Origin of the sequence: Phytobacter sp. RSE-02 (assembly GCF_040578655.1) — a bacterium.
In the GTDB taxonomy this organism is placed as follows: domain Bacteria; phylum Pseudomonadota; class Gammaproteobacteria; order Enterobacterales; family Enterobacteriaceae; genus Phytobacter; species Phytobacter diazotrophicus.
Map to the genome: position 1 here is coordinate 26361 of NZ_JBEULY010000005.1, position 22502 is coordinate 48862.

22 protein-coding genes are annotated in these 22502 nt (G+C 54.2%); 11 read left to right on the top strand and 11 right to left on the bottom strand.

Annotated features, from left to right (window positions below):
* Positions 1–12 precede the first annotated feature (12 nt).
* Positions 13–417, bottom strand: coding sequence for an OsmC family protein (locus tag ABU190_RS12585; protein ID WP_041851412.1), 405 nt, complete (start codon positions 415–417; stop codon positions 13–15).
* A 309-nt stretch (positions 418–726) separates the two neighbouring features.
* Here ABU190_RS12585 and crp point away from each other — a divergent pair, with 309 nt between their 5' ends.
* Both crp and ABU190_RS12595 read left to right on the top strand, forming a co-directional pair.
* A complete protein-coding gene (gene crp, locus ABU190_RS12590) occupies positions 727–1359 on the top strand; it encodes a cAMP-activated global transcriptional regulator CRP (protein ID WP_000242758.1) in 633 nt (210 codons plus the stop codon).
* Between the two features lie 51 nt (positions 1360–1410).
* The gene (locus tag ABU190_RS12595) at positions 1411–3489 is read left to right on the top strand and encodes a YccS/YhfK family putative transporter (protein WP_354691661.1); all 2079 of its coding nucleotides are present in this window, start codon (positions 1411–1413) and stop codon (positions 3487–3489) included.
* On the opposite strand, the gene ABU190_RS12600 is transcribed toward ABU190_RS12595, so the two are convergent.
* The 6 genes from ABU190_RS12600 to ABU190_RS12625 form a co-directional block, all read right to left on the bottom strand.
* Positions 3486–4706 (bottom strand): aspartate aminotransferase family protein, encoded by a 1221-nt coding sequence (locus ABU190_RS12600; RefSeq protein ID WP_354691502.1) that lies wholly within the window; start codon positions 4704–4706, stop codon positions 3486–3488. The genes ABU190_RS12595 and ABU190_RS12600 overlap by 4 nt on opposite strands.
* Before the next feature lie 79 nt (positions 4707–4785).
* A complete protein-coding gene (gene pabA / locus ABU190_RS12605) occupies positions 4786–5358 on the bottom strand; it encodes an aminodeoxychorismate synthase component 2 (protein WP_354691503.1) in 573 nt (190 codons plus the stop codon).
* Positions 5359–5388: 30 nt separating this feature from the next.
* On the bottom strand, positions 5389–5991 hold the full coding sequence (locus tag ABU190_RS12610) for a putative adenosine monophosphate-protein transferase Fic (protein WP_296439890.1): 603 nt from the start codon (positions 5989–5991) through the stop codon (positions 5389–5391).
* The gene (locus ABU190_RS12615; RefSeq protein WP_064572417.1) at positions 5981–6151 is read right to left on the bottom strand and encodes a YhfG family protein; all 171 of its coding nucleotides are present in this window, start codon (positions 6149–6151) and stop codon (positions 5981–5983) included. The genes ABU190_RS12610 and ABU190_RS12615 overlap by 11 nt, the downstream gene beginning before the upstream one ends.
* A 106-nt stretch (positions 6152–6257) precedes the next feature.
* A complete protein-coding gene (gene ppiA / locus ABU190_RS12620; protein WP_132440287.1) occupies positions 6258–6830 on the bottom strand; it encodes a peptidylprolyl isomerase A in 573 nt (190 codons plus the stop codon).
* A 152-nt stretch (positions 6831–6982) separates the two neighbouring features.
* A complete protein-coding gene (locus tag ABU190_RS12625) occupies positions 6983–8278 on the bottom strand; it encodes a cytosine deaminase (protein WP_041851406.1) in 1296 nt (431 codons plus the stop codon).
* Between the two features lie 240 nt (positions 8279–8518).
* Here ABU190_RS12625 and nirB point away from each other — a divergent pair, with 240 nt between their 5' ends.
* The 9 genes from nirB to ABU190_RS12670 all read left to right on the top strand — a co-directional run bounded on the left by nirB (position 8519) and on the right by ABU190_RS12670 (position 19022).
* Positions 8519–11062: a nitrite reductase large subunit NirB gene (nirB, locus tag ABU190_RS12630; protein ID WP_354691504.1), complete on the top strand. Its 2544-nt coding sequence runs from the start codon at positions 8519–8521 to the stop codon at positions 11060–11062.
* Entirely contained in the window at positions 11059–11385 is a 327-nt protein-coding gene (gene nirD, locus ABU190_RS12635; protein ID WP_041851404.1) for a nitrite reductase small subunit NirD, read from the top strand. The genes nirB and nirD overlap by 4 nt, the downstream gene beginning before the upstream one ends.
* Positions 11386–11585: 200 nt before the next feature.
* Positions 11586–12395 (top strand): nitrite transporter NirC, encoded by an 810-nt coding sequence (nirC, locus tag ABU190_RS12640; protein ID WP_354691505.1) that lies wholly within the window; start codon positions 11586–11588, stop codon positions 12393–12395.
* A gap of 74 nt (positions 12396–12469) precedes the next feature.
* Positions 12470–13834 carry a siroheme synthase CysG gene (gene cysG / locus ABU190_RS12645; protein ID WP_354691506.1) on the top strand — a complete coding sequence of 455 codons (1365 nt, stop codon included), beginning with the start codon at positions 12470–12472 and terminating at the stop codon, positions 13832–13834.
* A gap of 312 nt (positions 13835–14146) precedes the next feature.
* Positions 14147–15487: a fructoselysine/psicoselysine transporter FrlA gene (gene frlA / locus ABU190_RS12650; RefSeq protein WP_354691507.1), complete on the top strand. Its 1341-nt coding sequence runs from the start codon at positions 14147–14149 to the stop codon at positions 15485–15487.
* Positions 15488–15508: 21 nt separating this feature from the next.
* Positions 15509–16531, top strand: a complete 1023-nt coding sequence (frlB, locus tag ABU190_RS12655; RefSeq protein WP_041851400.1) for a fructoselysine 6-phosphate deglycase — start codon at positions 15509–15511, stop codon at positions 16529–16531.
* A gap of 50 nt (positions 16532–16581) precedes the next feature.
* The gene (gene frlC, locus ABU190_RS12660) at positions 16582–17412 is read left to right on the top strand and encodes a fructoselysine 3-epimerase (protein WP_354691508.1); all 831 of its coding nucleotides are present in this window, start codon (positions 16582–16584) and stop codon (positions 17410–17412) included.
* Complete coding sequence (gene frlD, locus ABU190_RS12665; RefSeq protein WP_354691509.1) at positions 17409–18194, top strand: fructoselysine 6-kinase; 786 nt, start codon at positions 17409–17411, stop codon at positions 18192–18194. The genes frlC and frlD overlap by 4 nt, the downstream gene beginning before the upstream one ends.
* A gap of 96 nt (positions 18195–18290) precedes the next feature.
* On the top strand, positions 18291–19022 hold the full coding sequence (locus ABU190_RS12670; protein WP_041851397.1) for a GntR family transcriptional regulator: 732 nt from the start codon (positions 18291–18293) through the stop codon (positions 19020–19022).
* Positions 19023–19136: 114 nt separating this feature from the next.
* Here ABU190_RS12670 and trpS read toward each other — a convergent pair whose 3' ends face one another.
* The 4 genes from trpS to dam form a co-directional block, all read right to left on the bottom strand.
* Positions 19137–20141 carry a tryptophan--tRNA ligase gene (trpS, locus tag ABU190_RS12675; protein WP_041851396.1) on the bottom strand — a complete coding sequence of 335 codons (1005 nt, stop codon included), beginning with the start codon at positions 20139–20141 and terminating at the stop codon, positions 19137–19139.
* The gene (gene gph / locus ABU190_RS12680; RefSeq protein WP_041851395.1) at positions 20134–20895 is read right to left on the bottom strand and encodes a phosphoglycolate phosphatase; all 762 of its coding nucleotides are present in this window, start codon (positions 20893–20895) and stop codon (positions 20134–20136) included. Before gph ends, trpS begins: the two co-directional genes overlap by 8 nt.
* Entirely contained in the window at positions 20888–21565 is a 678-nt protein-coding gene (gene rpe, locus ABU190_RS12685; RefSeq protein ID WP_041851394.1) for a ribulose-phosphate 3-epimerase, read from the bottom strand. Before rpe ends, gph begins: the two co-directional genes overlap by 8 nt.
* Positions 21566–21644: 79 nt before the next feature.
* Complete coding sequence (gene dam, locus ABU190_RS12690) at positions 21645–22466, bottom strand: adenine-specific DNA-methyltransferase (RefSeq protein ID WP_354691510.1); 822 nt, start codon at positions 22464–22466, stop codon at positions 21645–21647.
* Positions 22467–22502 lie beyond the last annotated feature (36 nt).

Sequence of the window (22502 nt, forward strand, 5' to 3'; positions counted from 1 at the left end):
CGACCTGTGTTCTCAGGCCTCAATCACCTCATATGAATGCGTGATTTTCACCGCTTTCTCCAGCATTAATGCCACGGAGCAATACTTCTCGGCAGAGAGATCCACCGCGCGCGATACCGCCGCCTCTTTCAGCTCTTTGCCGGTCACGATAAAGTGCAAATTGATATGCGTGAACAGACGCGGAGCCTCTTCACGACGCTCTGAGGTCAGCTTCACTTCGCAATCTTTCACATCGTGGCGGCCTTTCTGTAGAATAGATACAACATCGATAGCGCTGCATCCGCCTGCGGCCATCAGCACCATTTCCATCGGGCTTGGGGCTTTGTCGCCTGAGTTACCATCCATCAGGATCTGGTGCCCGGACGCAGACTCGCCAAGGAACGTTAAACCTTCTACCCATTTCACACGAGCTTGCATTTTTAATTCACTCCGGAGTTACAGTTTTCTTTACAGATTACGCGCACATAAGAAAACTCGCAACGGAAGGCGACCTGCGTCAAGCTGAAGCGAGACACCAGGAGACAGGCGTTAAAAGCTATGCTAAAACAATCACGATGCTACAGTGATACATTGACGTTATGCATGTATGCAGAGGACATCACATATTACAGGCCGCAGGCATGTCTGACGGTCCACTTCCCAGGTATGGGGAAGATAGATTGCAACCCCGGACGCGATATGTGAATCCAGCGTCTGGAGCCAGCTTATAACAGAGGATAACCGCGCATGGTGCTTGGCAAACCGCAAACAGACCCGACTCTCGAATGGTTCTTGTCTCATTGCCACATTCATAAGTACCCGTCGAAGAGCACGCTGATTCACCAGGGTGAAAAAGCGGAAACGTTGTATTACATCGTCAAAGGCTCAGTGGCTGTGCTAATCAAGGATGAAGAAGGTAAAGAGATGATCCTCTCTTACCTTAACCAGGGAGATTTTATCGGTGAACTGGGTCTGTTCGAAGAGGGTCAGGAGCGCAGTGCATGGGTACGCGCTAAAACCGCTTGTGAAGTGGCCGAAATCTCCTACAAAAAATTCCGCCAGTTAATTCAGGTGAACCCGGATATCCTGATGCGTTTGTCTTCCCAGATGGCGCGTCGCCTGCAGGTCACCTCGGAAAAAGTCGGTAACCTCGCCTTCCTTGATGTAACGGGCCGTATCGCACAGACGCTGTTGAATCTGGCGAAACAACCGGATGCAATGACCCACCCGGACGGTATGCAAATTAAAATTACCCGCCAGGAAATTGGTCAGATCGTTGGCTGTTCCCGCGAAACCGTCGGCCGTATCCTGAAAATGCTGGAAGATCAAAACCTGATCTCTGCGCACGGTAAAACCATTGTCGTGTACGGTACACGTTAATTCTCAAGCGGCGCATCCCTTAACGATGCGCCGTTTTTGTCTCTCTTCCCCATGTGGCGCAGGCTGATTTATCATCCCGAAATCAACTATGCACTGCGACAAACGCTGGTGTTATGCCTCCCTGTGACCGTGGGTCTGATCGCAGGTCGTCTCGATCTTGGTCTGCTGTTTTCTCTCGTTCCCGCCTGCTGCAATATTGCCGGTCTGGATACTCTGCATAAACGTTTCTTCAAACGCGTCATTATCGGCGGCACGCTCTTTGCGGGCAGTAGCCTCACCGTACAACTATTACTGACGCAAAATATTCCGCTGCCGCTGATTCTGACCGGATTAACGCTCTTGCTGGGCGTCACAGCAGAAATCAGCGCATTACACGGGCGGCTTCTACCCGCCTCGCTCATTGCCGCCATCTTTACTCTCAGCCTCGCCGGTAACATGCCCATCTGGGAGCCGTTGCTGATTTATGGGCTGGGTACCCTGTGGTACGGCGCGTTTAACGCCTTCTGGTTCTGGCTGTGGCGAGAACAACCGCTGCGCGAATCCTTGAGCCTGCTGTATCGCCAACTGGCGGACTATTGCGAAGCGAAATACAGTTTGCTGACGCAGCACGTCGATCCAGAAAAAGCCCTTCCGCCACTCCTGGCACGCCAGCAAAAGGCGGTGGATATGATCAGCCAGTGTTACCAACAACTGCATATGCTGGCGGCAAATAACAACAACGACTATAAGCGGTTACGCCGCGTCTTCCAGGTGGCGCTGGACTTACAGGAACATATTGCCGTCAGCCTCCACCAACCGCAGGAAGTGCAGGAGCTGGTCGAACGCAGCCATGCCGAGGAAGTTATCCGCTGGAATGCGCAAACCGTTGCTGCGCGGTTACGGGTCATAGCCGATGATATTCTTTATCACCGCTACCCCAAACGCTTCAATATGGATAAACAGATTGGCGCGCTGGAGAAAATTGCCCGCCAGCACCCGGATAACCCGGTTGGGCAGTTTTGCGCCTGGCATTTCAGCCAGATAGCCCGGGTTCTGCGTACCCAGCGCCCGCTCTATGTCCGTGATCTGATGGCGGAGAAGCAGCGCCGTTTGCCCCTGATCCCGGCCCTCAAAAGTTATCTGTCGTTGAAATCCTCCGCCTTACGTAATGCGGCACGCATTAGCGTCATGCTCAGTATTGCCAGCCTGATGGGCAGCGCGCTCCATCTGCCTAAACCTTACTGGATCATGATGACGGTGATGTTTGTTACGCAAAACGGTTATGGGGCGACACGCGTGCGCATCCTGCACCGGGCGGCAGGCACCATGGCCGGGCTCATCATTGCCGGCGTGACGCTGCACTACCACGTACCGGAAGGCTTCACGCTCACCGCGATGCTAATCGTCACGCTGGTGAGCTATCTGATTATCCGCAAAAGCTACGGCTGGGCGATGGTGGGTTTTACCCTCACCGCGGTCTATACGCTCCAGTTGCTTACACTGAATGGCGACCAGTTTATTGTTGCCCGTCTTATCGATACGTTGATCGGCTGCCTGATTGCTTTTGGTGGCATGGTCTGGCTGTGGCCTCAATGGCAAAGTGGCCTGCTGCGAAAAAATGCTCATGACGCGCTGGAAACTTACCAGGATGCCATTCGGCTGATCCTGAGCGATGATCCCCAGGCGACGCCGCTGGCCTGGCAGCGCATGCGGGTAAACCAGGCGCATAACGCGCTCTTTAACTCGCTTAATCAGGCCATGCAGGAGCCAGGTTTTGATACACGTTACCTGGCAGACATGAAGCTGTGGGTCACGCACAGTCAGTTTATTGTCGAACATATTAATGCAATGACCACGCTGGCGCGGGAGCACACCATGCTCACGCCGGAACTGGCTCAGCGTTACCTGCAGTCCTGCGAAATTGCCCTGCAACGTTGTCAGCAGCGGCTGGAGTATGATGGTCCGGGAAGTTCAGGAGATGTGAATATTCTGGAGGCGCCGGAAAGCATGACGCATGGTCCAATGAGCACGCTGGAGCAACATCTGCAACGGATCCTGGGGCATCTGAACACCATGCACACCATTTCGTCGGTGGCATGGCGTCAGCGCCCACATCACGGCATCTGGTTAAATCGCCGCTTGCGCTCTTAAGCGTTAACCACGTTGGCTACAGCTTTGGCGAAGCGCAGCATACCTTCTGCGATATCGTTCTCTTCAATGATAAGCGACGGCGCAAAACGCATTACGTCAGGACCGGCATTAAGCACCATCAGCCCTTCATTTGCCGCCGCGTAGAGGAAATCACGCGCACGGCCTTTGTACTGCGGTTTCAGTTCCGCGCCAACCAGCAGCCCCATGCCGCGAATTTCGCTGAACAGGTCGTACTGCGCATTGATGTCTTCAAGATGCTTAACGAACAGTTCGCGTTTCGCATTGACGCCATTTAAGACCTCTGGCGTATTAATGATGTCGAATGCCGCACCGGCAACAGCACAGGCCAGCGGGTTACCGCCGTAGGTTGAACCGTGGGACCCCGGATGGAACGCGCTGGCGATTTCCTGAGTGGTGAGCATGGCGCTTACCGGGAAACCACCGCCGAGCGCTTTGGCGCTGGTCAGGATATCCGGGGTGACACCATAGTGCATGTAGGCGAAGAGATCGCCGCTGCGCCCCATCCCACACTGCACTTCATCAAACACCAGCAGCGCTTTGTGTTCATCGCACAGGTCACGCAAACCCTGTAAAAACTCTGGCGTTGCCGCCGTCACCCCGCCTTCTCCCTGAATCGGTTCAACCACGACCGCACAGGTATGATCGTCCATGACCGCTTTTACCGCATGCAGGTCGTTATAGGGCACATGAATGATATCCGCGGGTTTCGGGCCGAAGCCGTCCGAGTATTTCGGCTGACCGCCCACGGTCACGGTGAACAGTGAACGGCCATGGAACGCGTTGTGGAAAGCGATGATTTTGGTTTTATGCGGACTGTGGCGGGTAGATGCATAATAACGCGCCAGTTTGAATGCCGTTTCGTTGGCCTCGGTGCCGGAGTTCATAAACACCACGCGCTCGGCGAAGGTGGCGTCGATCAGCTTACGCGCCAGGCGCAATGCGGGTTCATTCGTAAACACGTTGCTGATATGCCACAGCGTTTCGCCCTGTGTTTTTAACGCCTCCACCAGCGCCGGATGGCAATGCCCCAGCGCAGTAACGGCGATACCGCCCGCAAAATCAACGTACTCTTTACCCTGCTGATCCCACACGCGGCTACCTTTTCCTTTCACCGGAATAAATTCGGCCGGTGCGAAAATTGGTAGAATGACTTCGTCAAATGTTGCGCGCGTGATTGCACCCTGCTGAGTTGCCATGTAACCCCACCCTTTTTAAACAAGAAGTAGAAGTGAAAATATAATCACGAAATATGCATAAAAAATCACTCAATGGCAACTAAAAATCGGCGCGATGCAAAAAGTTATTCAATAACGCATGTCCCTGCTCGCTAAGAATACTTTCCGGGTGAAACTGCACGCCTTCCAGATCCCACTGACGATGGCGAATCCCCATGATCTCTTGCGTCTCGCTCCAGGCGGTCACCTCAAAGCAATCCGGTAATGAAGGCGGATCGATCAACAAAGAGTGGTAGCGCGTGACGGTTAACGGATTATTCAGGCCGCGAAAAACGCCCAGCCCGGTATGGGTTATCGGAGAGGTTTTCCCGTGCATAACCTGTTGTGCCCGGACAATGCGGGCGCCAAAAACCTGGGCGATGGCCTGGTGACCGAGGCAGACGCCGAGAATCGGCAACGTGCCAGCATAGTGGCGAATAACCTCCAGCGAGATACCCGATTCATCCGGCGTGCAGGGGCCTGGGGATATCACGATCTTTTTGGGGGCCATAATCGCAATATCCGCCAGGGTGATCTCATCATTACGCCTGACCTCGACCTGAGCCCCCAATTCGCAAAAGTACTGATACAGGTTCCAGGTAAAAGAGTCGTAATTATCAATAAGCAGGATCATGGCGGCCTCATCATTTTAAGCCGCCCTATTCTACTCAGTTTCGACGGCTTCGCTTACCACTTTGCCGAAGATCTCGCACAGCGGTTTTAGGTCCCCCATCGCCCCGGTCTGGTTCGCTTTACTCCAGTTTTCCGGGTCGACGCCACGCCAGTCCAGTCGGTATCCGGCATGCAGCGCAAGCTGCTCAAAGAAAATCCGCTGGGCAATGCCATTGCCAATGCGAAATGGGTGCAGCACATTGATTTCACAGTAGTAATGCGCCAGTCGCTCAATAAATTCTTCCTTCCCAAGCTCCTGTAGCCACTCTTCGTCTTCAAGCGACTGCATTAACGCATTCCCCTCTTTTTCGATGTATTCGAAATGGCAGAAACGCGTATCTCCCTGATAGATATCCACTTCGCGTACCTGTCCCGCCCAGTCGAAGACATCCTGGTAAATATGACGGTGAATGGCGCACAGATGTGGCAGCCCACGGGCCAGCGGACCCAGTTCCAGCGTGGCGGCACGTAACGCCGTGAGCTCCCATGCCGCTTGTTCCAGCCGTTGCGCCTCGCGAATACCCAACCTGTTGCGCATAACATTGAGGCCAGAGTAGAGGTAAGGATCGCGACCGTCGCCGAATTTATCGCTCATAGTGCCTCCTTAGCTCTTCAATACGCGCCAGCGCTTCATCGGCTGTAAGCGTTACCAGCGGGCTTTCAACGCCTTCAAGACGCCTGCTGGCCTGAAAATTGACATTACGGTCTTGCTCCCAGAGACGGGATTTTTGTCGGTCGGTGAGTTTTTTGGTCATAACGCCTCCCTGATGTCTCGCTCATGTGCCACAAGTATAAGCAGCAATTTCGCGTCACGCAGGGAGGAGAACGCGCACAGGCCGGGCGGCCCATGCGAAAAAAAGATTATGGCAGGACTTTAGCAGAGAGGATAACAACCGGTTTTGTCGGCACATTCTGGTAAGGACCGACGTCGTGGGTTGGAACCTGAGAAATCTTGTCGGCAACATCCATCCCTTTGACAACTTTACCAAATACCGCATAGCCAAAATCACGTTGGCCGTGGTCCAGGAAGGCGTTGTCAGCGACGTTAATGAAGAATTGACTGGTGGCGCTGTCTTTATCTGCGGTACGGGCCATGGAGATGGTGCCGCGCGTATTGCGTAAACCGTTATCGGCTTCGTTTTTAATGGGCGGGTTAGGCTGCTTTTGCTGCATTTGCTCAGTAAAACCGCCACCCTGAACCATAAAACCCGGGATCACGCGGTGAAACGTGGTGTTGTTATAAAAACCGTTATTCACATAATCCACAAAGTTTTTCACCGACACGGGGGCTTTCTGACTGTTCAGCTCCAGTTCGATGTTGCCGGCTGACGTGGTGAGCAGAACATGGGGATCACCTTTTGCCGCCAGTGCGGAAGAGGAGATTGCAGAAAGGGCACAAATAGCCGCAATTGCCGCCAGAGTCGATTTAACCATGAGGTTTCCTTAACGAAATACAGGTAAGAAAGCGAGTGGCTTGATTCTAAAGAGCACTCCGCCACCAGGCCAGCCTTTTACTTAATTTTACGCAATTGAAACATATGTTACGCAGGCTGACCACGCATTGTGTGGTCATTCTGCTATCAGCTTCACTCACTCTTGCGATGAAACGCCACTTCTTCACCGCCGCTGTCCGTCTGAATCCAGGTTTGCGCAGGCTGCGTGGTAGCAATTACCCGCCCCTGGCGAATGGACCAGCGCACCGGCGACTGACATCGCACCGCGTCAAAACCGCTCTCAACCGGCAAAATGATCATATTCGCCGGGTTGCCCGTCTCAATACCGTAATCATCCAGACCAAAGGTTCTGGCGCTATTATCGGTAATCAACCGCAGGCCATCGTCGATTTGCTGATACCCCATCAACTGGCAAACATGCAGACCCATATGCAGCACCTGCAACATATTGCCCGTGCCGAGTGGATACCAGGGATCAAAGACATCATCATGGCCGAAGCAGACGTTAATCCCGGCGGCCAGCATCTCCTTCACGCGGGTGATCCCACGCCGCTTCGGATAATCATCAAAACGCCCCTGCAGATGGATATTCACCAGCGGATTGGCGACAAAGTTGATACCGGAGAGTTTCAGCAAGCGGAAAAGGCGAGAAGTATAGGCACCGTTATAGGAGTGCATCGCCGTCGTGTGGCTGGCGGTAACGCGCGACCCCATTTCCATTTTCAGCGCCAGCGCGGCGACCGTTTCGACAAACCTCGACTGTTCGTCGTCGATCTCGTCACAGTGAATATCCAGTGGTCGGTCATATTTCTGCGCCAGTTCAAAGGCGATATGCAGTGATTCCACCCCATACTCGCGGGTAAATTCAAAATGGGGAATCGCCCCTACCACATCCGCGCCAAGCTGTAAGGCCTCTTCCAGCAACGCTGCGCCGTTGGGGTAAGACAAGATCCCCTCTTGCGGGAAGGCGACGATTTGCAGGTCTATCCAGGGGGCGACTTCCTGTTTCACTTCCAGCATTGCTTTGAGCGCTGTCAGCGTCGGGTCGGAGACATCGACATGGGTGCGTACATGCTGAATACCGTTCGCCATTTGCCATTTTAACGTCTGCCAGGCGCGCTTTTTCACATCATCATGGCTGAGTAACGCTTTGCGTTCCGCCCAGCGTTCAATCCCCTCAAATAACGTTCCCGACTGATTCCAGTTTGGCTCGCCTGCGGTTTGGGTGGTATCCAGGTGGATGTGCGGTTCAATAAACGGCGGCAGCGCCAGCCCGCCCCTGGCGTTTAAGACTTCATAACTTTCATGCTGTGGGGCGCTCATCGGGGTGATGTCACCGAAGTGGCCCTTCTCAATCGCGATTTGCCATAGCCCTTTTCGCCCAGGTAAATGAACGTTCTGAACCAGCCAAAGTGGTGTTGCCGTCATGCTTCTACCCCCGGGTTATCACTGAAACGTTGTTTCAGGCAATTGCCATAAATTCACATCTTTTTTTGTACACAATTTCCACAATCCTGAAAAGCCTGACAGATCCGCGACTTATAAAAAACCATCAAAATCAATTATCTACCCATTAAGTGGTAGGTGAAGATGTATTTGACCTGCATCAATAAGTGCCAGGGCTGAATCGTTAAGGTAGGCAGTAATAGAAAAGAAATCGAGGCAAAAATGAGCAAAGTCAAACTCGCTATAATCGGTAACGGCATGGTCGGCCACCGTTTTATTGAGGATCTCCTCGATAAAGCAGATGCCAGCCAGTTCGATATTACCGTTTTTTGTGAAGAACCCCGTAAAGCCTACGATCGCGTTCACCTGTCTTCCTACTTTTCGCATCATACTGCGGAAGAACTGTCGCTGGTACGTGAAGGTTACTACGAAAAGCACGGCGTTAACGTTCTCGTCGGCGAACGTGCAATTACCATCAACCGCAAGGAGAAAGTGATCCACTCCAGTGCCGGTCGTACCGTCTATTATGACAAACTGATCATGGCGACTGGCTCTTACCCGTGGATCCCGCCCATTAAAGGCTCCGAAACCCAGGATTGCTTTGTTTACCGCACCATTGAAGACCTCAACGCCATCGAATCCTGCGCTCGTCGCAGCAAACGTGGTGCGGTGGTCGGCGGTGGCCTGCTCGGTCTGGAAGCCGCCGGCGCACTGAAAAACCTCGGTGTTGAAACGCACGTTATTGAATTTGCTCCCATGCTGATGGCTGAACAGCTCGATCAGATGGGCGGTGAACAGCTCAAACGCAAAATCGAAAGCATGGGCGTGCGTGTGCACACCAGCAAAAACACCAAAGAGATCGTCCAGGAAGGCACAAACGCGCGTAAAACCATGCGCTTTGCCGACGGTACCGAACTGGAAGTCGACTTTATCGTCTTCTCAACCGGTATTCGCCCGCGCGACAAACTGGCGACCCAATGTGGGCTGGCTGTCGCGCAGCGCGGTGGTATCGTAATTAACGACACCTGTCAGACCTCTGATCCTGATATCTACGCGATTGGCGAATGTGCGAGCTGGAATAGCCATGTGTACGGTCTGGTCGCACCGGGCTACAAAATGGCGCAGGTCGCCGTGGACCATATCCTCGGCAATGCTAACGCCTTTGCGGGTGCAGACATGAGCGCCAAGCTGAAACTGCTGGGCGTGGATGTTGGCGGTATCGGCGATGCGCATGGTCGCACGCCGGGCGCACGCAGCTACGTTTACCTCGACGAAAGCAAAGAAGTTTACAAACGCCTTATCGTTAGTCCTGACAACAAAACCCTGCTCGGCGCGGTACTGGTGGGTGACACCAGCGACTTCGGCAATCTGTTGCAACTGGTGCTGAATGCTATCGAACTACCGGAAAACCCGGATGCCTTGATCCTGCCAGCACACGCCAGCAGCGGCAAACCGTCTATCGGCGTGGATAAACTGCCGGACAGCGCACAAATCTGTTCCTGCTTCGACGTCACCAAAGGCATGCTGGTCGCCGCCATCAACAAAGGCTGCCACACCGTTGCCGCACTGAAAGCAGAAACCAAAGCCGGTACTGGCTGCGGCGGCTGTATTCCGCTGGTCACCCAGGTGCTGAACGCCGAGCTGGCGAAGCAGGGCATCGAAGTCACAAATAACCTGTGTGAACACTTCGCTTACTCCCGTCAGGAGCTCTATCACCTGATTCGCGTTGAAGGCATTAAATCTTTCGACGAGTTGCTGGCGAAATATGGCAAAGGCTACGGTTGTGAAGTGTGTAAACCGACCGTGGGTTCTCTGCTGGCCTCCTGCTGGAACGAATACATTCTGAAACCGCAGCACACGCCGCTGCAGGATACCAACGACAACTTCCTGGCAAACATCCAGAAAGACGGTACCTACTCCGTTATCCCGCGCTCTGCCGGTGGCGAAATCACCCCGGAAGGGCTGATGGAAGTGGGCCGTATCGCCCGCGAATTTAATCTCTACACCAAAATCACCGGCTCGCAGCGTATTGGCCTGTTTGGTGCGCAGAAAGACGATCTGCCGGAAATCTGGCGTCAGTTGATTGAAGCAGGCTTCGAAACGGGTCACGCGTATGCTAAAGCGCTGCGAATGGCGAAAACCTGCGTGGGCAGCACCTGGTGCCGCTACGGCGTCGGCGACAGCGTGGGCTTCGGCGTCGAGCTGGAAAACCGCTACAAAGGCATCCGCACTCCGCACAAAATGAAGTTTGGCGTTTCCGGCTGTACCCGTGAATGTGCCGAAGCACAGGGTAAAGACGTAGGCATTATCGCTACTGAAAAAGGCTGGAACTTGTATGTTTGCGGCAACGGTGGGATGAAACCACGCCATGCGGATTTGCTGGCGGCGGATCTCGACCGTGAAACCCTGCTCAAATACCTCGACCGTTTCATGATGTTCTATATCCGCACGGCCGACAAACTGACCCGTACGGCCTCCTGGCTGGATAATCTGGAAGGCGGCATCGCTTACCTCAAAAGCGTCATCATCGACAACAAACTGGGTCTGAACGACCAGCTTGAAGCCGAAATGGCGCGTCTGCGCGACGCCGTTATCTGCGAATGGACAGAAACCGTCAACAACCCGCAGGCGCAGGTTCGCTTCAAACACTTTATCAACAGCGACAAACGCGACCCGAACGTTCAGGTTGTGGCAGAACGCGAGCAACATCGTCCGGCAACGCCATATGAACGCATCCCGGTCAAAATGGTGGAGGAAACCGTATGAGCCAGTGGAACACTATCTGCAAAATTGACGATATCGTCCCGGCAACCGGCGTCTGTGCCCTGCTGAATGGCAAACAGGTGGCCATTTTCCGCCCGCGTCACGATGACCAGGTTTACGCGATCAGCAATATCGACCCGTTCTTTCAGGCAAGCGTGCTGTCGCGCGGCCTGATTGCCGAGCACAACGGGGAGTTGTGGGTCGCCAGCCCGCTGAAAAAACAGCGTTTCCGCCTGCGTGACGGCATGTGCCTTGAAGATGAAAGCCGTTCTGTCGACCATTTCGACGCCCGTGTAAAAGACGGTGTGGTGCAACTTAAAGCGTAATTTCAGTGGGGGTGCAATGCCCCCGCTTTAAAATATTCTCCCCTTTGGGAGCCTTTCAACTTTTTACACGAAATCATTTGTGCTGCATCGCGGCGGCAACTGAACGAATCCCCAGGAGCATAGTTCACTATGTGACTGGGGTGAGTGAAGGCGGCCAACAAAGAGGCAGCGCGAAGGATGAAGTGTAAAGGATAATCACTATGTTTACCGACACCATTAATAAGTGTGCGGCTAACGCTGCGCGCATTTCACGCCTCTCGACAAATAATCCTGTGGGTTTCTGGATAAGCTCCGCTATGGCCGGCGCTTATGTGGGCTTAGGGATTATTTTGATTTTTACCCTCGGTAACTTACTTGACCCGTCAGTGCGTCCGCTGGTGATGGGCGCAACCTTCGGTATCGCCTTAACACTGGTTATCATCGCAGGGTCCGAACTCTTTACCGGCCATACCATGTTCCTGACTCTCGGTGTGAAAGCAGGCACCATCACTCAGGGCCAGATGTGGACCATTCTGCCGCAAACCTGGCTGGGTAATCTGTTAGGTTCCGTTCTGGTTGCGCTGCTGTATAACTGGGGTGGTGGTAGCTTACTGCCGCTGGATACCAGCCTTGTGCATACCGTTGCACTGGCCAAAACCAACGCGCCCGCAGGCGTGCTGTTCTTTAAAGGCGCGCTATGTAACTGGCTGGTTTGTCTGGCAATCTGGATGGCGATTCGTACTGAAGGCGCTGCAAAATTCCTCGCCATCTGGTGGTGTCTGCTGGCCTTTATCGCCTCTGGCTACGAGCACTCCGTTGCCAACATGACGCTGTTTGCCCTCTCGTGGTTTGGTCACCACAGCGAAGCGTATACCCTCTCTGGAATTGGTCATAACCTGTTGTGGGTAACCCTGGGTAATACTTTATCCGGTGCCGTGTTTATGGGCCTGGGTTACTGGTATGCTACGCCGAAAGCGGAGCGTCCGTCTGCAACCCAGACAGCGAAGAGCCAACCAATAACAACCCATTAATAAAGACACAAATAATTCGAGTTGCAGGCAACGCACCTGCGGCACGCAGAATGATGTGTATTTGAGGTGATGTCGTGGACCATTTACCCATTTTTTGTCAATTACGCAAACGCGACTGCCTGCTGGTCGGCGGTGGCGATGTCGCAGAACGTAAAGCCCGACTTTTGATGGACGCTGGTGCACGACTGACCGTGAACTCACTCGCCTTTGCTCCCCAGTTTCATGTCTGGGCGAACGAAGGGATGCTGACGCTGGTAGAAGGCGGTTTCGACGAGCGCCTGCTCGACCCTTGCTGGCTGGTGATTGCCGCGACCGATGATGAAGCGGTTAACCAGCAGGTCAGCGACGCGGCAGAATCCCGCCGTATCTTCTGTAACGTGGTGGATGCGCCGAAGCAGGCGAGTTTCATCATGCCCTCGATTATCGACCGTTCTCCATTGATGGTTGCCGTCTCCTCAGGCGGCACTTCGCCGGTACTGGCCCGTCTGCTGCGTGAAAAGCTCGAATCGATTCTGCCGCAACATCTTGGGCAAGTCGCCCGCTATGCCGGTAAACTGCGTCGCCGTGTGAAAGACCACTTTGCCAGCGTCGCTGAACGCCGTCGTTTCTGGGAAAAGCTGTTTGTGAATGACAGGCTTGCGCAGTCACTGGCGAACCAGGATTCTCCGGCTGTTGAAGCCATTACCGGGCAACTGCTTGCCGAACCGCTGGATCATCGTGGCGAAGTGGTGCTGGTCGGCGCAGGCCCGGGCGACGCCGGTTTGTTGACGCTCAAAGGGCTGCAACAGATCCAGCAGGCCGATGTGGTGGTGTATGACCGCCTGGTCTCAGATGAAATCATGAATCTGGTACGTCGTGATGCCGACCGGGTGTTTGTTGGCAAACGCGCGGGTTATCACTGTGTGCCGCAGGAAGAGATTAATCAGATTCTGCTGCACGAAGCGCAACAGGGCAAACGTGTAGTGCGCCTGAAAGGGGGCGATCCGTTTATCTTCGGACGCGGCGGAGAAGAGCTGGAAACCCTGTGCCATGCAGGCATTCCCTTTTCGGTTGTCCCAGGCATTACCGCAGCCTCAGGGTGTTCTGCTTACTCCGGCATTCCGTTAACCCACAGGGATTATGCCCAGAGCGTACGCCTGGTCACGGGGCATTTAAAAACCGGCGGCGAACTGGACTGGGCAAATCTGGCGGCAGAAAAACAGACGCTGGTCTTCTATATGGGATTGAACCAGGCGGCGACCATTCAGGAAAAATTGATTGAGCACGGCATGCAGGCAGATATGCCCGTCGCGCTGGTAGAAAACGGCACCTCGGTAAAACAGCGTGTCGTCAGCGGAGCTTTGACGGAGCTGGGTGAACTGGCCCGGCAGGTAGACAGCCCGGCGCTTATTATCGTTGGCCGCGTCGTCGGCCTGCGCGACAAGCTAAAGTGGTTTTAACATTTCCTTCCACAGGTTAGTCATTTCACAGAGGTAACCCGGATAGGCGCTTGTGCCGCATCCGGGAGCCCGGCTCCATAATCCCGGAACGCACCCGGATTATTTAAATATCAAAATCAATAAGTTAAACCCCATATAGCGTCACGATTGCTCTCTCGTCGCAAATTTGTGATCTCTCTCGCCAATACAATTCATCATGTGTTGTTATATTGATTATGTGTCGTCATATACTGAGGTAAGCCGTTGGCTGTCGGCGGATTTCAGGCGACACCCTTTTGACCCTACATACAACATTCTAAGAAAGGTATTGATATGGAAAGCCAGGAACTTCAACGCAAGCTCGGCTTCTGGGCCGTGCTCGCTATCGCCGTCGGGACAACCGTCGGTTCCGGTATTTTCGTTTCAGTGGGAGAAGTTGCAAAAGCGGCAGGATCGCCGTGGTTAACCGTACTCGCCTTTGTGATTGGCGGTCTGATCGTCATTCCACAAATGTGTGTCTACGCCGAACTCTCAACCGCCTACCCTGAAAACGGCGCGGATTATATTTATCTGAAAAATGCGGGCAGCCGTCCGCTGGCCTTTCTCTCCGGCTGGGCCAGCTTCTGGGCCAACGATGCCCCCTCATTATCGATTATGGCGCTGGCGGTGGTCAGTAATCTCGGCTTCCTGATGCCGCTCGATCCGCTCACCGGCAAGCTGGTGGCAACGGCGTTAATCATCCTGTTTATGCTGCTGCATCTGCGCTCCGTCGAAGGCGGCGCCGCCTTCCAGACGCTGATCACCATCGCCAAGATTATTCCCTTCACCATCGTTATCGGCATTGGCATTTTCTGGTTCAAAACCGACAACTTCGCCGCACCAGAAACAACGGCCACCGTTACTGCGGCCTCCGGCATTATGGCACTGCTGGCGGGCGTATCGGCCACCAGTTGGTCTTATACCGGTATGGCCTCCATCTGCTATATGACCGGCGAAATCAAAAACCCCGGCAAGACCATGCCGCGCGCATTGATTGGCTCCTGCCTGCTGGTTCTGGTGCTCTACTCCCTGCTGGCGCTGGTTATTTCCGGTCTGATGCCTTTTGAAAAACTGGCGGCCTCCGAAACGCCCATCTCCGACGCTCTGACCTATATTCCGGCGCTGGGCAGCATGGCGGGCATCTTCGTGGCGATCACTGCGATGATCGTCATTCTTGGCTCGCTTTCCAGTTGCGTGATGTACCAACCGCGTCTGGAGTATGCGATGGCGAAGGACAAGCTGTTTTTCAAATGCTTCGCCCATGTTCACCCGAAATACAACACCCCGGATGTATCAATTATTTTGCAGGGAGCGCTCGGGATCTTCTTCATCTTCGTCTCCGATCTGACCAGCCTGCTCGGCTACTTCACGCTGGTGATGTGCTTCAAAAACACCCTCACCTTCGGCTCGATTATCTGGTGTCGCAAACGCGACGACTACAAACCGCTCTGGCGCACGCCCCTGTTTGGCCTGATGACATTCCTTGCCATCTGCTCAAGCCTGATCCTCGTCGCCTCTACCTTTGTCTGGGCGCCCATTCCTGGTCTGATCTGCGCCCTGATCGTTATCGCCACCGGTCTGCCCGCTTATGCCTTCTGGGAAAAGCGCAATCGTCGGCTGGCCGCACTTTCGTAAACCCGTCTGGAGAAACGTTACATGTTGGATATTGATAAAAGCACCGTGGATTTCCTGGTTACCGAAAATATGGTGTCTGAAGTGGAGAAAGTTCTGCAACAGGATGTTCCCCGCGTTCACGGCATCGTTGATGAAATGCTGCGTCGCGGCATTGACCGGATCTATTTCGTGGCCTGTGGCTCGCCGCTCAACGCTGCGCAAACGGCGAAGCATCTTGCGGATCGTTATTCCGATTTACAGGTTTACGCGATGTCTGGCTGGGAGTTTTGCGATAACACCCCGCACCGCCTGGACAACCGCTGCGCGGTGATAGGGGTATCGGATTACGGCAAAACCGAAGAGGTCATTAAAGCGCTGGAACTAGGCCGTGCCTGTGGCGCACTGACCGCTGCCTTTACTAAAAAACCGGACAGCCCGATCACCGTCCCGGTGGAGTATGTTGTGGACTACCAGGCCGACTGCATCTGGGAAATCCATCTGCTGCTCTGCTACAGCGTGGTACTGGAGATGGTGACCCGCCTCGCGCCGCATGCGGAAATCGGCAAAATCAAAACCGATCTGCAGAAACTGCCGCAGGCACTGGGCTACCTGGTGCGTAACTGGGAAGAGAAAGGTCGTCAGCTTGGCGAGCAGGCAAGCTCATGGCCGATGATCTATACCGTTTCCGCCGGCCCGCTGCGCCCGCTGGGCTACAAGGAAGGGATTGTTACCCTGATGGAGTTTACCTGGACACACGGCTCGGTTATTGAGAGCGGGGAATTCCGCCACGGCCCGCTTGAAGTGGTGGAGCCTGGCGTCCCCTTCCTGTTCCTGCTCGGCAATGACGAAAGCCGCCACACCACTGAGCGTGCCATCCGCTTCGTCAAAGAGCGTACCGATAACGTCATCGTGATTGATTACGCCGACATTGCCCAGGGCCTGCACCCATGGCTGGCACCCTTCCTGATGTTCGTGCCGATGGAGTGGCTCTGCTACTACCTGTCGATTTACAAAGATCACAACCCGGATGATCGTCGCTATTACGGCGGCCTTGTGGAGTATTGATTTCGCTATCCGGCCCGACCGGGCCGGTTTTCCTTAAAAGGAGCAGAGCAATGAAAACAGGCATGTTTACCTGCGGTCACCAGCGTTTACCGGTGGAAGAGGCGTTTCGCGACGCGCGTGAGCTGGGCTATGACGGTATCGAATTGTGGGGCGGGCGTCCCCACGCTTTCGCCCCCGATTTAAAAGCGGGCGGGATTAAGCAAATCAAAGCACTCGCCCGGACATACCAGTTGCCCATTATCGGCTACACGCCAGAGACCAACGGTTACCCGTGGAATATGATGCTGGGCGATGAACGGATGCGCCGCGAAAGCCTGGATATGATCAAACTGGCGATGGATATGGCCAAAGAGATGGGCGCAGGCTTCACACTGATTTCCGCTGCCCATGCCGGCTATCTGACCACACCGGATGTTATCTGGCAGCGTCTGGCCGATAACCTGCATGAACTGTGCGAGTATGCGCAGGACATTGAGATGGATCTGGTGCTCGAACCGCTTACGCCCTATGAGTCCAACGTGGTCTGCAATGCCAATGACGTGCTACGCGCTTTCTCGCTTGTCCCCTCGCCACGCCTGTACAGCATGATTGATATCTGCGCCCCCTGGGTGCAAGGCGAACCGGTGATGAGTTACTTCAATAAGTTGGGGAATAAACTTCGCCATTTGCACATCGTCGACAGCGACGGCGCAAGCGACAGCCATTACATACCCGGTGAAGGCAAAATGCCGCTGCGGGAGCTGATGCGCGATGTTATCGCCAGCGGCTACAACGGTTATTGCACGATCGAGCTGGTGACCATGTACATGAACGAGCCGCGTCTCTTTGCCCGTCAGGCGCTGGAGCGCTTTCGCGCGTTGCTGCCGGAGGAAAGCGCATGAAACGGCTGGCGACCATTGGCGATAACTGCGTCGACATCTATCCGCATCTCGGTAAAGCCTTTTCCGGCGGCAATGCGGTGAATGTGGCGGTTTACGGCACCCGTTACGGCATGCGGCCTGGCTGCGTGACATGGGTTGGCGAAGACGACTATGGTCGGATGTTAAAGGACGACCTGGCAAAGATGGGGGTCGACACCAGCCATGTGCATGTCAAACGCGGCGTCACCGCGCAAACGCAGGTAGAGCTGAAAGGTAATGATCGGGTGCTGGGCGACTATACCGAAGGTGTCATGGCAGATTTCACTCTGCAGGAGAGTGATTTTGCCTGGCTTGATGGCTATGACATTATTCACTCCGCTATCTGGGGCCACGCTGAAAGCGCCTTTCCCCGGCTGCATGCGGCGGGCAAGCTGACGGCTTTTGACTTTGCCGATAAATGGGACAGCCCGCTCTGGCAAACCCTGCCGCCGCATCTTGATTTTGCCTTCGCCTCGGCGCCGCAGGAGGACACGGCGTTAAGGGAACGTATGCAGGCGGTAGTTGCGCATGGCGCAGGCATCGCTGTCGTCACGTTGGGTGAAAATGGCAGCATCGCCTGGGATGGCGAGCAGTTTTACCGCCAGGCCGCGGCTAGCGTTGATGTCATCGATACCATGGGCGCAGGGGACTCTTTTATTGCCGGCTTCCTCTGCGCTGTGGCCTGCGGCAGGCCGCTGACTGTGGCGATGGAGCAGGGTACATTCAGCGCGGCGCGTACCATTCAATACCACGGCGCATGGTAATACTGTGCTGGCATGAGCCGCATCATGCCAGCGCTCTGTTACTCGCTGATAAACAACCCTATAATTCCCCTATTCCATTATTTTCAGGGTTGAGCCATGCCAGCTACGGACCGCTATTCTCACCAACTGCTCTACGCCACGGTTCGCCAGCGCCTGCTGGATGACATTGCCCAGGGCGTTTACAAAGCCGGGCAACAGATCCCCACCGAAAGTGAATTGTGCGCGCAGTATAACGTCAGCAGGATCACGATCCGCAAGGCCATAAGCGATCTGGTGGCAGATGGGGTGTTGATTCGCTGGCAGGGGAAAGGAACGTTTGTACAAAGCCAGAAGGTGGAAAACGCCTTGCTGACCGTCAGCGGCTTTACCGATTTTGGCGTCTCGCAGGGCAAACCGACGAAAGAAAAGGTGATTGAACAGGCGCGTATCTCTGCCGCGCCGTTTTGTGAAAAGCTGAACATTCCGGGTAACAGCGAGGTTTTCCACTTAAGCCGGGTGATGTATCTGGACAAGGAACCGCTATTTATCGACAGCTCATGGATCCCGCTGTCACGCTATCCGCAATTTGACGCGTATTACAGCGAGGGAGAATCAACCTATCAGCTATTTCAAAAACATTTTGACACGCGGGTAGTGAGCGACAAAAAGACGATCGATATTTTCGCCGCCACCCGTTCACAGGTGCAGTGGCTTAAGTGCGAACTGGGCGAGCCGCTGTTTCGCATCAGCAAAATCGCCTTCGATCAAAACAGTAAACCGGTCCATGTTTCCGAACTTTTCTGCCGCGCGAACCGTATTACGCTAACGATTGATAACCAGCACGCGTAGGTAAGAGATCCCGGATGCGGCGTAAACGTCTTATCAGGGCTACCATCCGGCCCCATCCCGCACAATCGATCCCCTCACCCCATTGGGGAGAGGGGAACATACGCCCCGGCGGACTTACGGCTTCGCCACGAACCCAATAGCTTCGTAGACTTTTTTCAGCGTTTCAGACGCACGGGCGCTGGCTTTTTCCGCGCCCTCTTTCATGATTTTCTGCAAAAACGCTTCGTCATCGCGATAGCGGTGATAACGCGCCTGCAGCTCAGTCAGCATACCGGACACGGCGTCCGCGACTTCGCCTTTCAGATGACCATACATTTTGCCTTCGAAGTGCTGCTCCAGTTCCGGAATGCTCTGGCCGGTTACGGCAGAGAGAATATCCAGCAGGTTAGAAACGCCCGCTTTGTTCTGGATGTCGTAACGCACGACCGGTGGCTCGTCACCGTCGGTCATCGCACGTTTGATTTTCTTCACCACCGATTTCGGATCTTCCAGCAGGCCGATAACGTTATTGCGGTTATCGTCAGACTTGGACATTTTCTTCGTCGGTTCCAGCAGGGACATCACGCGCGCGCCGGATTTCGGAATGAACGGCTCCGGCACTTTGAAGACGTCGCCGTAAATCGCATTAAAACGCTGGGCGATGTCGCGGCTCAGCTCCAGGTGCTGTTTCTGGTCTTCGCCGACCGGAACCTGATTAGTCTGGTACAGCAGAATATCCGCCGCCATCAGTACCGGATAATCGAACAGACCGGCATTAATGTTTTCGGAGTAGCGCGCTGATTTATCCTTGAACTGGGTCATACGGCTCAGTTCGCCGAAATAGGTGTAGCAGTTCAGCGCCCATCCCAACTGTGCATGCTCCGGCACGTGTGACTGAACGAAAATGGTACTTTTCTCAGGATCGATACCGCATGCCAGATAGAGCGCCAGCGTGTCCAGGGTCGCTTTGCGCAGTTTTTCAGGATCCTGACGCGCGGTGATGGCATGCAGGTCAACGATGCAATAGATGCAATGGTAGTCATCCTGCATGTTTACCCACTGACGCAGCGCACCCATGTAGTTACCAATGGTCAATTCACCTGAAGGCTGTGCGCCACTAAATACGATGGGTTTAGTCATGTTTCACGTCCTGATTTTCACTGTGCGGGAGCCCGAGTGCGGGCAGTAGTTCGTTGAAGCGGTCGTACACGTAGTCCGGCTCACTCAATGTAATGGCTTCGCCGTAATTGTAACCATAGGTCATACCGACAGAGCAACAGCCAGCAGCCTGGGCGGCGAGAATATCATTACGAGAATCGCCAACGAACAGCAATTCGTTCGGCGCCAGACCCAGCTTTTCCGCCACCAACAGCAGCGGTTCCGGATGCGGCTTTTTGTTTTTCACGTCGTCACCACCGATGACCACGCTGAAATAGTGGGCAATACCCAGCGTTTCAAGGAGCGGAGCAACAAATGGCGTAGGCTTGTTGGTGACCAGCGCCAGCGGGAAACCTTTTTCGTGCAGTGCAGCCAGCGTATGGGCCACATCAGGGAACAGAAAACTGCCCTCTTCCACCGACTCAGCGTAGTAGCGGTCAAACAGCTTACGCAGCATCACAGCCTGCTCTTCCTGTGGAATATCCGCATGGTTAATCGCCGGTTTACCGGACGCAGCGCGTTGCGCGTTGCGCTCCTGCAGCGACCAGGTCAGAGCGCGTGACATCAGCACATCTGCGCCATTACCAATCCAGGTGATGACCCGATCTTCACCCGCCTGAGGCAGTTCCAGCGCATATAATGCGTTATCTACCGCTGCCGCCAGCCCCGGCGCGCTATCCACCAGCGTACCGTCGAGGTCAAAGGCTATCCCACGAATTACCTGCATTTTATCCATGACTTACCTTTGCCAATTCACTGCGCATTTCATCAATGACTTTTTTGTAATCCGGCTGATCAAAAATCGCCGAGCCCGCCACAAACATATCTGCACCTGCGGCAGCTATTTCAGCGATGTTGCTGACCTTAACACCGCCATCCACTTCCAGGCGAATATCCAAACCGGATTCATCAATCCGACGGCGCACTTCGCGCAGTTTATCAAGCGTATGTGGAATGAAGGATTGACCGCCGAAGCCCGGGTTCACTGACATCAGCAAAATGACATCCAGCTTATCCATGACATAGTCCAGATAACTCAGCGGCGTGGCGGGATTGAATACCAGACCGGCTTTACAGCCGTTCTCTTTGATCAATTGCAGCGTACGATCAACATGCTCAGAAGCTTCCGGATGGAACGTAATAATGCTTGCCCCGGCGGCGGCGAAATCCGGCACCAGACGATCAACCGGTTTCACCATCAGATGCACGTCAATCGGCGCCGTAATACCGTACTTACGCAGCGATTTCAGTACCATCGGTCCAATGGTCAGGTTCGGCACATAGTGGTTGTCCATTACATCGAAGTGAACCACATCTGCACCGGCAGCCAGCGCACTGGCAGTGTCTTCACCCAAACGGGCAAAATCAGCCGACAGAATCGAGGGGGCGATCAAATACTGTGTCATCCGCATCTCCTTGAGAAGAATCTACATTCATTTTACAGGGTGTAGACAAACGCATTTCTGACGGCGAAGCCGCTCTGGCTCAGGCAGTTGCCGGGCGATAGAGCGCCAGCAGTTCATCCACCTTTTTACGTGTCCCACCGTTGCTGCTGATACTGCGTCGTACTTTCACAACGTGCAGTTTCGCCTGGCTATACCACTCACGCGTCAGCGCGGTGTCGTGATTGGAAATCAGTACCGGGATCCGGTTATTCACAAGGCTCTCGGCAATGGCCGCCAGATGGGCCTGTTGCTCCAGGGTAAAGCTATTCGTATGGTACGCCGTAAAGTTCGCCGTGGCTGAGAGCGGAGCATAAGGCGGATCGCAATAGACCACCGAATTCGCATCCGCACGCGCCATGCTCTCGGCATAGGATTCGCAATAGAAGAAGGCATTTTGCGCCTTTTCCGCGAAATGGTACAACTCAGCTTCCGGGAAGTACGGTTTTTTGTAGCGGCCAAAGGGTACGTTAAATTCGCCGCGCAGATTGTAACGACACAGGCCGTTATAGCCGTGACGGTTAAGGTACAAGAATAACAGCGCGCGCCGGAAAAGATCCTGGCTCTGGTTAAACTCAGTGCGCAACTGATAATAAGTTTCCGACTGGTTCGTCGCAGGCGTAAAGAGCTCCCGCGCGCCCTGAACATATTCATCCGCGCGTTCTTTGACGATGTTATAAAGGCCAATCAGATCGCTGTTAATATCCGCAAGAATGTAACGGGAAAATGAAGTATTGAGAAATACCGAGCCAGCACCAACGAAGGGTTCGATCAGGCATTCGCCTTTTGGCAAATGTCGTTCAATATCGGCAAGCAGAGGGTACTTTCCCCCTGCCCATTTCAGAAAAGCGCGATTTTTTTTCATGCTGGATGATTGATTACACTCTCTCCGGCTGTGGAG